This is a genomic window from Methanospirillum hungatei JF-1 (genome assembly GCF_000013445.1).
Taxonomy (GTDB): domain Archaea; phylum Halobacteriota; class Methanomicrobia; order Methanomicrobiales; family Methanospirillaceae; genus Methanospirillum; species Methanospirillum hungatei.
Genome location: NC_007796.1, coordinates 1882244 through 1893388, shown reverse-complemented (window position 1 = coordinate 1893388; position 11145 = coordinate 1882244). Strand labels below are relative to the sequence as shown.

At 41.4% G+C, this 11145-nt stretch carries 12 protein-coding genes and 1 pseudogene; 3 read left to right on the top strand and 10 right to left on the bottom strand.

Features of this window, described 5'->3' with window-relative positions; genetic code table 11:
* The first annotated feature begins 22 nt into the window (after nt 1-22).
* Together MHUN_RS08730 and MHUN_RS08725 are read left to right on the top strand one after the other, a co-directional pair.
* Nucleotides 23-418 carry an SWIM zinc finger family protein gene (locus MHUN_RS08730; protein WP_011448665.1) on the top strand — a complete coding sequence of 132 codons (396 nt, stop codon included), beginning with the start codon at nt 23-25 and terminating at the stop codon, nt 416-418.
* Nucleotides 419-459: 41 nt separating this feature from the next.
* Nucleotides 460-1110 (top strand): hypothetical protein, encoded by a 651-nt coding sequence (locus MHUN_RS08725; RefSeq protein WP_048067401.1) that lies wholly within the window; start codon nt 460-462, stop codon nt 1108-1110.
* 279 nt (nt 1111-1389) lie between these two features.
* On the opposite strand, the pseudogene MHUN_RS08720 reads toward MHUN_RS08725, so the two are convergent.
* From MHUN_RS08720 to MHUN_RS08680, 9 genes and pseudogenes are all read right to left on the bottom strand, one after another.
* A pseudogene (locus MHUN_RS08720) lies at nt 1390-2154 on the bottom strand (transposase); the annotation flags it as partial.
* A 229-nt stretch (nt 2155-2383) separates the two neighbouring features.
* Nucleotides 2384-2680, bottom strand: a complete 297-nt coding sequence (locus MHUN_RS20025; RefSeq protein WP_052288861.1) for a restriction endonuclease subunit S — start codon at nt 2678-2680, stop codon at nt 2384-2386.
* 293 nt (nt 2681-2973) lie between these two features.
* Nucleotides 2974-3744 (bottom strand): DUF1828 domain-containing protein, encoded by a 771-nt coding sequence (locus tag MHUN_RS08705; RefSeq protein WP_011448662.1) that lies wholly within the window; start codon nt 3742-3744, stop codon nt 2974-2976.
* On the bottom strand, nt 3734-4231 hold the full coding sequence (locus MHUN_RS17545) for a hypothetical protein (RefSeq protein WP_011448661.1): 498 nt from the start codon (nt 4229-4231) through the stop codon (nt 3734-3736). Before MHUN_RS17545 ends, MHUN_RS08705 begins: the two co-directional genes overlap by 11 nt.
* Nucleotides 4228-5157 carry a hypothetical protein gene (locus tag MHUN_RS19220; protein ID WP_204222935.1) on the bottom strand — a complete coding sequence of 310 codons (930 nt, stop codon included), beginning with the start codon at nt 5155-5157 and terminating at the stop codon, nt 4228-4230. The genes MHUN_RS17545 and MHUN_RS19220 overlap by 4 nt, the downstream gene beginning before the upstream one ends.
* A 27-nt stretch (nt 5158-5184) precedes the next feature.
* Complete coding sequence (locus MHUN_RS19215) at nt 5185-6324, bottom strand: N-6 DNA methylase (RefSeq protein ID WP_204222932.1); 1140 nt, start codon at nt 6322-6324, stop codon at nt 5185-5187.
* A 65-nt stretch (nt 6325-6389) separates the two neighbouring features.
* Nucleotides 6390-6599: a hypothetical protein gene (locus MHUN_RS08690; protein WP_011448660.1), complete on the bottom strand. Its 210-nt coding sequence runs from the start codon at nt 6597-6599 to the stop codon at nt 6390-6392.
* Between the two features lie 549 nt (nt 6600-7148).
* Entirely contained in the window at nt 7149-7511 is a 363-nt protein-coding gene (locus MHUN_RS08685) for a type II toxin-antitoxin system VapC family toxin (protein WP_011448659.1), read from the bottom strand.
* Nucleotides 7501-7776 carry a hypothetical protein gene (locus MHUN_RS08680; protein WP_011448658.1) on the bottom strand — a complete coding sequence of 92 codons (276 nt, stop codon included), beginning with the start codon at nt 7774-7776 and terminating at the stop codon, nt 7501-7503. The genes MHUN_RS08685 and MHUN_RS08680 overlap by 11 nt, the downstream gene beginning before the upstream one ends.
* A 1088-nt stretch (nt 7777-8864) precedes the next feature.
* On the opposite strand from MHUN_RS08680, the gene MHUN_RS08675 reads away from it, so the two are divergent.
* Nucleotides 8865-9980, top strand: a complete 1116-nt coding sequence (locus tag MHUN_RS08675; RefSeq protein WP_143709436.1) for a hypothetical protein — start codon at nt 8865-8867, stop codon at nt 9978-9980.
* A gap of 189 nt (nt 9981-10169) precedes the next feature.
* Here the strand turns inward: MHUN_RS08675 and MHUN_RS08670 are convergent, their stop codons facing one another.
* Nucleotides 10170-11063, bottom strand: coding sequence for a hypothetical protein (locus tag MHUN_RS08670; protein WP_011448656.1), 894 nt, complete (start codon nt 11061-11063; stop codon nt 10170-10172).
* Nucleotides 11064-11145: the final 82 nt, after the last annotated feature.

Below are 11145 nucleotides of genomic sequence, written 5' to 3'. Positions count from 1 at the left end.
CTATCATGATCTGAACTCCTGGGTGAGACAACAGACGGCTTCAAGAGGGAGATCATATCAAAGATCCGGGCATGTATCAAGCGTATATCAGATCTCTGACGATATTATCTGCGGGTCGGTAGAGGGGACCAAAGAGTATGATACGGTAGTATCAGTATCAGTATCAGATAGTCTCTCCTCGAGATGTACCTGTCCGGTGGGGTTGGACTGTAAACATGGCGTTGCATTGATGCTGGAGTATCTCGAGCGGTTAAAACGGGGTATTGAGGTATCAAAACCTCCTGAAAAGGAGTATGAGCGGACATATCATACGCTTCTTGATTCGGGATCGAAGGAATTTCTTCTTCCTGCTCCGGTTATTCATAACCGAACGAAAGACATGACAGCGTATTTACAGTCGCTCTCAAAGACGAACTGATATCTATCATCCTTTCCGGGCTTGAGGGGCATGATATTGGGGTGTCCCTTGACCGGCGACAGAGAATTGAGGAGAGTTCATCCGATTCATCGTTATCGGCGGTAATTGCTGAAATTGAACTGGTAACCTCAGAGGAGGTCTCCTATTCTGACTGGTATGAGATGGATGAAGAGGATATGCCGGATTACTCCGGTATCTATGAGAGTTTCTCCGCTTTGCTTGAGGCGAAGCGATATGCTGATCTTATCCACCTTGGTCGGTTCCTCCTTGAAAAAGCCGCTGCTCAGCTTGAGATGGATGATGAATCAGGTTCAATCAGTTCTCAAATTTCGGATTGTATGGAGGTTGTTGCAAAAGCATTCGAACTCTCGGATCTTCCGGTCCATCAGAAGGTTTTGTCTGCGATTGAGTTAATCAGGGAAGATGAGTACGATCTGACCGATGATATTCGGGGTTTTATCAATCGCTCACACCCTGAATCTGAATGGTCAAAGGTAGCTGACAGTCTGTTTGGGAAGGACAAAGAAGGGAAGAATACGATCGGGTCCTCTTCAGATGCTGACTTGTTGGACAATGCAGACTGGATAGAGATGGCACTTGAGCGGTCGGGAAGAGGTGATGAGGCGATTGCATTTGCACACCGTCTTGCGGAGAAACAGAACCGCGATCTTCCATACATATCATTATTGTAACGGTTAAACAAAAAAATGGAGGCGATTAAATGGCTCAAGAAATCCATTTATAAGAACCGTTTCAGTACGTATGAATCAACCCGTTTTTTCGTAAAACTACGAAAGATGCATGAAGAGTCAGGTGATGGCTCATGATCACCGCCTTGGATTCTGAAGTCTTTATGATGGATCCTACTTTGTACAAGTATAAAAAGATGACGACTTCAGCAGAAAAAGCGGGAGTTTCCGATTCTATCAGGCCGTTTATTCATGCCTTTCTGAAGGATGGGATCCCACTTAAAATCCTTTTTTCGGAAGAATTAAAGGAATTACACTGTATTCTATCAATGATAATACATAATTTTTGTAAGAATAGTACCCACGATCGAGTAACACTCTATCTCCTTTGTTTAAAATCCTCCTCCGTTTCAATTCTTGAAGAATTAACGGGAATATTTTTGAATCAGCGACTGGATTCTGATGAACAAGAAACGCTAAGGGAAGAAGATTATTCTGATCGATCGCAAGTGTTAATTTTAAACCAATATAAAATCCCTTAGAAGGAGAATATTGCCAATTATAGGGTTTATTTACTAACTTTGATTTTTGAATGCGTTTTCTGAACCAATTTATATCTACAGACAGCGATGTCCCATCAATGATTATTGTTTTTCGAAAATAATGTCGTTTCTTGGGGCAAACTGCGTTTAAAATACCATGAGTCATTGAAATAAATTGCTCTGCAGAAAATTGACTCATGAAACGATAAACACCGTTAGGGGTAGGAATATTATCTATTCGTAAAAATTGCTGCAATTCTATTCTTTTTTCAATTTCCGTTATTGCATAGGAAATTTCTACTGAAAAAAACATTGACAGCAATAAGATAGCTAAATTCGTGTAAGCCTGATTTGCTGGTTTTATCCCAAATTTTGCAATTTCTTGGCGGCATCTGCGTGTCTCTAAAACACCTAGAATTTTCTTCAGCAAAATCCATTTATGATCAGAAGTGTCTACTATTATGGGAGTTTTCAAAATTATCAAATAGAATTCTCCCTCTTTTATCTTTGATCTTTCGGTTTGTTTCTTAATTCTTAAAAGGATTGAATTCGCATTGCACTTTTACAATCCAAGTTTATCAGCCGCGCGAATAGTGAAATAATTCTAAAATCTTCTTTGTACACCGCGGATTATCGGAGGGGGTTAAACTTTTTGTACTATCTCAGGGAGAGATTATTCAATCTAAAGTCAGTAAGAAAAATAGAGAAATTTTGACTGTATTAAGTCTATGCGCCTAAAGGTTTTCGGGAGGTGAGGTTCCAATTATCAATTTTTCAGGGGCGAGATTTATCCGCCCAACTGGTGCCCTTACACTAAATAAGATATCTCCAGGATTAGCTACTTTTTGCTCTTTTGTACAATAAATAGTAACTTTGGGGTAACGGTCTCCAAAATTTGTTACACCTTGAAAAAAAGGTAAACCTAAATTTTCATTATTATAATATTCCGACGGTGGACTTTGACCCATTGTAATATTAGCAATATCGCATAAGGGCACTTTTTTCCATCCCTTTAAGCAATTTGTTTTCATTTGTGGCATCTAACTCACAAAGATTTTTATACGTAACACGAAACAATCATCTCATACCCTTCCCCGAATCTGCCTTTCAATAAACCTCTCTACCTCCTCTTTCTTCGGCAACTCAAGGAAATATCGGGAGATAAAGACCGTTCCTTCAAATGAAAATAGTGGAGTCACTGACTCCACAATTGGATCATTCAAACATTTCTCATAATCCAACTCGGAGAAGTCAGATCTTGATAAACCATTACCAAAAATAGAACTACAGGACATCCCCATCAGATAACCCATACCAATCATTTCTATACATGTACCAGGTACTGACGAATCCTGTCCTTGTTTCCGGTAAAGTTCGAGAACATCTTATCACAGACATCTGAAAGTTTTGCCAGTGCTTTCCGGTTAATCATTTCCTGGTTCTCAAATATTGCAACCGAATGAACCGGGACCCCCCACTTTTCATACTGAAGAAGGTTTATGGTTGCATCCCGAACCCGGTCATCATTCTGGAGCAGGAACAGGACGGTAGGCTCATCTAAACCCGTAAGATACCCATCGGCAGGGTACATTCCTTCCGGATCATGAACTGGATCATGCCATTCCCAGGTTACCTGTCCGGAGAGACCGGGTAATGCATTTATATATGCTGAAACATCATCACGGAAGGTAGATCTGACATGTTCCCGTGATAAGAATGATATATCACTCACTCGCAAAAGTCCCTGCACCATCTGAAACAGGGCGTCTCCATACTGGGTATCAGGAACCGGGCAGATAAACTCTCCATCACGGTCACGAATACCATGTTTCGCCAGAATTGAATCTATTATCTCCCCTCTTTTCCCCTGTGTCAGGTCCTTATACTCCATCCGGTATGACAGATGCATCATCGTGTGACCTTCATCACTCAAAACCCATCCGGATTCTTCCCGTTTCAGAACGAGGGCAAGGTGATCTCCATCATGGAACATAAACGGAGAAAAAACCCGGTACCTCTCAATACCTTCAGGTACAAGAGTCAGATCATGGCAGACGGTCTGCCTGAAAGACTGGAGGATTACATCACTCGTCATTATTCACCCCGAATACATCAAGAGTTACATTATCTGTCTGGATAACAAATCCACAATCTTCTTCCATGCATCTCATTGCTCCGGTAATCTCACAATATCGGTCGGAGACAATTGCATATCCGTCTTCACAGTCTATCCCCTCTTCCTGGTATCGTTCAGTGGCGGTGTGAATGTGGAAATCATAGAATGTTTCTTTTTCAATCTTATTTGTATGCTGATGACTCTTTCCATTATATTTCTTCAGGATAAACGCTTTGTTAGAATTTTTTGGAAAATATAAAAGACCAATGGAAAAGTCTAGGTGATTAAAGCACCCCTGACGAACAATCACGCGAAAATGGTTGCCCTGACTACCAGAGAGATCCTTTTTCCCTTCCCTGTGGCCGCCCTTTCTGACAAGATGAAATGTCGGGAAAAAGTCCGGTGGGATTCTTTTCTCTTCACCGATAAGGGACTTTATCTCTTCGTCAGTCAGAACCACGGTCATATCCCAAGTTCCTTAAAGTTCTTCTGTATTATCCCGGCAAGTTCTACAGCCTCTGCATTCAGGCCTTCCAGTTCGATATGAATATCCCGGAGAGCCTCTTCAAAGTCAAACTCCTCATCCACCTCTTCCGGAGCAACTCCCACATACCTCCCCGGAGTAAGACTCCAGTCATTTGCTGCAATCTCTGACCGGGAGACCCGCTTTACCAGACCCTCCACATCCCGGTATGTTCCGTCCGGGAACCGCTCAACCAGCCAGTGAGCCTGTTTCCAAAAGTATCTGACCTGTTTCAGATCGAAAATTAGTTCCTCCCTGACACCTTCAGCATCTTTCAGAATCCTGTTCAAATCCCGACCTGACCAGAGATCAGACCCCTTTGCCTGACCCTCCTTCTCACACGTCTCCATAAGCCGGTTTGCAAGTTTTGATATCAGATCTACCTGGGTTACCAGTGCATGACTGCTATCCGGAAGAGAAGAAAGCCGGTCAACTGCTTTCTTTAGCCCCCCGTTTGAGGTATCCTGCTTCTCCCAGAGTTTCAGTTCATGAGATGTACCCTTCGCAAATCCGTTAATCTCTTTAGATAACTGGGCGTTCTCTCCTTCAAGCTCGGAGAAGATCTCTTTTGCTGCATAATCCCCCGAAAGTCTGATGATATGGGGCCGGGCGGTGTCTAAAAACAGAGTCATCTTCTGGCAGAACTGATTGAAAAGGTTCTCATCTCCGGAATTGACCGATGATTCAGCCTCTCTCAGCATCGTCTCACAGTACCGGGATACAAGTTCCAGGTATCGCCCTGTCTCACCCCGGTACAGCCAGACGATCGCAAGAATATTCTGTTCCTGCTCAGGACTGAAATCATAGATCTTCCGTGTTACCTTTCGGAAGATATTCCGGGCATCGATCATCAGGACCGAATCCTTCATTTCTTCCGGCTTGGCCTTGTTTAAAAATCAGAGTTCACAGGGAACCGTACGGGTGTAAAAGAAGTTTGATCTGATAGAGACCATGATTTCAACCGCTCCGGTCTCCACAAGTTTCTGCCTGACTTTTGCTTCGTCCCTACCTGCACTTGATGCCTGGGAAGACATCACAAACCCGGCCCGGCCCTTCTCATTCAGGTAACTGTAAAAGTAACTGATCCAGAGATAGTTCCCATTCGAGACTTTATCCTGATTATTAACTCCGGGGAGACCAAACGGAAGACGGGGATCGTTCTTTACCTTATCGGCATCCACTTCGTCAACATTGAACGGAGGATTTGCCATCACATAATCCGCTTTCTGAAAGAGTTCATGAGGATCCTGATAATAGGTGATCGCTTTCATGATATCTCCTTCCAGACCATGAACGGTCAGGTTCATCTTCGCAAGCCGGATGGTCGTTGCATTCTTCTCCATCCCTTTGAAGGTCAGATGTTCAGTCGGACTCTGGTTCAGCCGTTCTACAAAATGAGCACTCTGGACAAACATACCTCCGGAACCACAGGCCGGATCAAGCACAATACCTTCTTTCGGTTCTATGATATTGGCGATGAGTGATACCAGAGATACCGGGGTGAAAAATTCTCCGTTGTCGTGGGCTTTGAGGTCGGCAAACTGGGTAAGAAAGTACTCATATATCCTGCCGAACACATCTCCGGAAGCTTGTTTCAGTTCGTCCGGGTTTAAGATCTGAAGAGTCTGTTTCAGGACATCATTCTCAAGAGCACGGTATTCTTCCTTTGGCAGTACACCTTCAAGATCATAATCCTCCTCTATCGATTCCATCGCCGCAATGATTGCACCCGCACGGTCACTGCTATCCGGAAGAGAGACCAGGTAATCATACTGGGCTTGTGGCCGGAGATAAATAGCACTCTTCTGGGAGAAATCCTCCTTCGTGAGAGCACGGGTTTTTCCGCCACGCTTTGGAAGGGTCTTCTCTATCTCATCCTTCACCATGAGATACCGACTGTATGCATGACGAAGGAAGATAAGACCCATCACGGGAAGGAAGTACTCGTTACTGGCAAAGTTGGAGTTTGCACGAAGATTATCCGCCGATTTCCAGAGGCGTCTCTCGATTGCTTCGATGAGTTCAAGTTGTGGCATGATATACTCTGTAATCCCCTTATATGGCTGTCTAAATCCTGTACCCTTTATTGTGCTCTTAATTCTTATACCGCTTCATTAGCCCCAACAGGAATCAGGTCCACAAACAGAACATAATCAGCAGGCAGAGCATCGGTCGGATACTCACTGACCGCAATACCGGAAAATACCTTCCAGTCGATATGTTTTCTATGCTGAACCGCGAACCCGGATTCATTTAATTTCCGGTCGATGGTGTCCCTGGCTATCTGTTCAGGATTCTGGTTCACGGTCATGGTATCTGGATTGGAGAGAAATTGGAGGTGCTATTGAAAACGCGGATGGTAATATGATTGTACGATATAAGTTCTATAATGATAGACATAGAAAAATGTTTTTATTGATAAATTAAAATCCCATAAATTGTACCGTTTTCATGGCAGCATTTTTTTATAGTAAGAGAAATTAAACTTATAAATAATTACTCTTTTCATCTTTTCAGATTCGTGTCACCTAATGGAGCAAAAATTTCTCTATGACGAGATCTATCCTTTCAAGTATAATTGTGGCAACACTGTCTCCACAATTCATTATATAAAAAGGTTGACTAATCGAGCCCCTCCCTCAGTATTGAGCGGAATTATCACCTTTCAGCATTATGGTTGCATTGAGCTATCCTTATCAGATTTAACGCCCGTGTAACAGTTGTAGCGGTTGTAGCAGTTCTATGGAAAAGAGACCTGCACAAATAATTGTAGGTATTCTGGTGGGAGGGTTACTGATCTTATATTTTATCCAACATACACTACGATGAAAGGAACTAAATCTACAATAAATGCAATAATCTATTCAAATGGATTAATTAACTCTAGGTTCTCAATCCATTGAAAGTCGGTAATATTTCTGGTAACTAATTTAATATCATGAGTTAGTGCAGTGCCAGCAATGAGAGCATCTCCCAATGTCATTTTTCTTATTTGCCTGAGTTTTACTGCATAATCTAAAACGCTTTGAGAAATCGGTAACATTTTCGCATTTTTGAAAAAATCTTCGAGATATTCCCGTTCCATTTCACATAATTTATGATATCCGAGTACCTCGACATAACTGACAACGGAGACAAAGGGTGAATTCTTCTCAATTAATTTACGGACAATTTCCTTATCGGGATGCATGGCATAAATGATTATATTACTATCAATCAGCATCTTGTCTTCCCGGTAGCTCTCTCTCCTGCCTCATCTCTCGTATGAACTCAACAGGATCATCAACATCGCCAAATGCTTTTATTTTAACTAACTTGTTCAAAGCTGAAACCATACATTTGCCTCTTTCGGTATTATTATCTGGTTTGGGTTCATCTAAAATAGTAATATACACTGAAACAGGATTATCTGAGTTTATTACTTCATGAATGTCGTTATCCCATTCAACATAATTATTTCTTATAATCGCCTTATATGTCCTTAACATCCCAGTTCCTCCTTACCTATTATATGCAATGGTAACTCATCAGGTTATCGCTCATAATTTCTTAATATCTATGATTTATTGAATAGTAAGTATCTACTTATGGAAGACACCCCGGAAAAATTTGTAAATCTGGGTATCCTTTTTATCTTATCCCATTCGTGTCTCCAAAAGGTGCAAAAACCGTTTATGGGGAGAAATAATCTCATGATTCATAATTGTGGCAACACTGTCTCCACAATTCATTATATAAAAAGGTTGACTAATCGAGCCCCTTCCTCAGTATTGAGCGGAATTATCACTTTTAATCATTATTGGAGCATTAAAGCATTTTTATCCAATTTAACGCCCGTGTAACAGTTGTAACAGTTGTAGCAGTTCTATGGAAAAGAGACCCTGGTAAAAAATTTCGGTGTGAGGAATTCGATGAAGTGCTGGATACTGATGGATATTGAAAAATAGCAGGTACATCCCCTTCCAATCACCAGGTTGTATGATTTCCTCCCCCACGACACAGGGATGGCATTCACATACCGACAGAGAGAACACGAAAACAAAGAGGGATTGACACGCTAAATCGAACAAATCCGGAAAAAATTTTGCATAAAAAATTAAAATATTTTTAACGATGTAGCCATATCATTCATGAGTGATTGATATACTTTCTCCATGATCTCTGATGGATATACCATCCAGAGATAGACGATAGACTTTTTTGATCCTGCAACAATGAGAGTGAGTCTTCCTTTCTTGCACTCATTTGTTTATCTCTCATTCTATCTCTTCTGTGGAGTGTTCCCACCTCAGCAGCAACCTGTTTTCATAACTCACCACACATCTGCAAGGATTACATTGACCTTGATGGGAATGGGGTCTGTGATTATGACGTTGATAACGATAAATACCCTCCATTGACAAGTACCCCAAAGCCCACAGAAATTCCGGATGTTCATGTGAATGAATCAAAAGCATCTGATGAGATAATCATTGACGAAAAGACAAATCAGTTCTATGATCCGAAAACCAAGACCGTCTTTTATCTCAATGAGTTTGGGTACGTAACTACCCAGTCAACGTATTCAGAGGAAGAATTGGAGCGAAGATGGAATGAGATTAAAAATACTCTGATAAACGAAAATCCAGATCTTGTTAAAGAAAAAGACCATTCCAATACAATATCTTCGCCTGATGAAAATCCATCATTGGATGAGATGATATCAGAAAAATCCCAAACCCATGATGTACAGACAGATATTGAAAAAAGGGATTCGGAAAACCTAAATAATAATGATATTTCTCTTAATTATTATTTAAATACTAATACACAATCCGCTGAACCTGACAAAAAAGAAGATATTGAAAAAACCCCTGAAATAGAACACAATGCTGATAAAAAAGAGAGAAAAGAAGAAAATAAGGGACTGGATGTACAGAATTCATTGAAAAACGCTGCAAATGCAGTTATTTCATCTTTGAATAAAAATTTGAAGGGCTCTGATAAGTACCCAGATGACTGGTCTATAAGCCCAGATGGAAATTTCGTATATTCTATGAGATATCCGGACGATGACCCAATACCTGTGCAATATTTTGAAAAAAATCCCGATAAAAATAACTGGGATAGGAACTGGGTGCAAATAGAGAGTGCATATCCGATATTTGGAACCCCTATTCCAGAAGGTGAGCATCTCCGGGTAGCTCAAAAAATCTATGATACCATAACAAAAGATCCCGAAGTACAAAAAAAATTAGATTCATGGAAGGATGAACCAAGGGACCTCAAAGAAAAGAAAGAATTTGCAAATATAATCGCGAATGCGATAATTGAAGCTCTTAAATTTGACAAAGAATATCTCAATGAAGTTCGGTTTGCAGATGAAGAAGAACTGAATCCTGGAGAGGAGGCAGCTTTTATTGACAGTGATAAGACCATCCTCATAAGACCTGATTCAGAGATTTGGAAAGATCCTGCTGTCCTTATTGGAACGGTAGCTCACGAAGTCAGACACCTGCAACAACTCTGTGCCAGCGATACATTACCGGCAGGTGAGTTTCGGGAGGGTATTCAGCAAAACTGGGATAGCCAGGGTTTTCGAGCGAATATTAACGAACATGGACATAATTATTATTACATGCAGATATCAGAATGTGATGCCTTTGGTGTTTGTGAAGAGGTAATCAGGGCATTTTCAAAGAAGGGGTTGTAATCGATCCAGGTATGGTCTATTAATCGCTCGTCTGAATCTATGAATTCAGACCCGTCCATATTTTCCAGATATTCTGCATGTTCAGACCCGGATTCAGATCAGATACTGATGAAAAACTATTCAGGTCTCTTTTCCATAGAGCTGCTACAAGTGTTACAACTGCTACAATGCCTTCTTTTCGTTAAATCCCTATAATTTCTCAAACATATTCAAATTCGTTCGAAATGCTTTCTGGGAACCCCCTTGAGTGGTGGGAATGGTATGCCTCTCTTGCATCATCTCATGTGCCTGTATCATATTCCGGAATAACCGGTCGGGATATTTTATGGATGTGTGATTGAAGATATCGCGTGAATTCTCTCCCAGGAATGCTGCTATTTCATCCCGGTATCGCTCATCTGCCCTGCTGTAATCGATAATGAGCCCCATCGTCCCGACAAAATAGAGGAGATCAAAATCTCTCCATTCAGCCTTGTGTATGTATGATGCAAGGATAGATTCGAGGAACGGATCGATTTGGGCTGCATCCTGAAATGAATACAGGAAAAAGGATGGCGAGCGGGTTACCACCCATTGGTAAAACCGCACGGCCCGGAGAACGTCATCTGGTAATTCTTCATCCAAAGTCTCATGAATCGGCTCACTCTTCAAAAAGCCCCAGTATTCAGATAATTTTGTGCTGTAATATCCGACCCGTGTTTTTGGATGATTTGTCCGTGCCAAAAACCCTGCCATTTTCAGTACCAGGTCCTGAACATATAAAGAGGAGAAGAACGGGACCCGATCCTTCCCCGGCATCAGGGTGATGATGTCAATGACATATCCAAGAAGAGCTTCAGAAGTAAAATCAATATCCCAGTAATTCACGCCGCTTCTTGTATCTTTCAGGAGAATCCCTTCTTCCTTTGCAGCGGCGAGTTGTATCTTTGTACTCTTTGGTTCTTTTATTCCAAGATCGCTGGCAATACTGTCCCGAATCAATGGTTCCGGGGTAGGTTCAGATTGCTTTAAGATAATCTCGATAATCTTTCGTTTCGTAACCCCTGGATTGTTGCCCTGACCCCGCGTTCTCCCTTCAGTCATGACCTATGTATATGAACTTATTACTATGAATATATTGCTATGAATTAATACATAGTATTATAATACCAATGCTTATATGGAA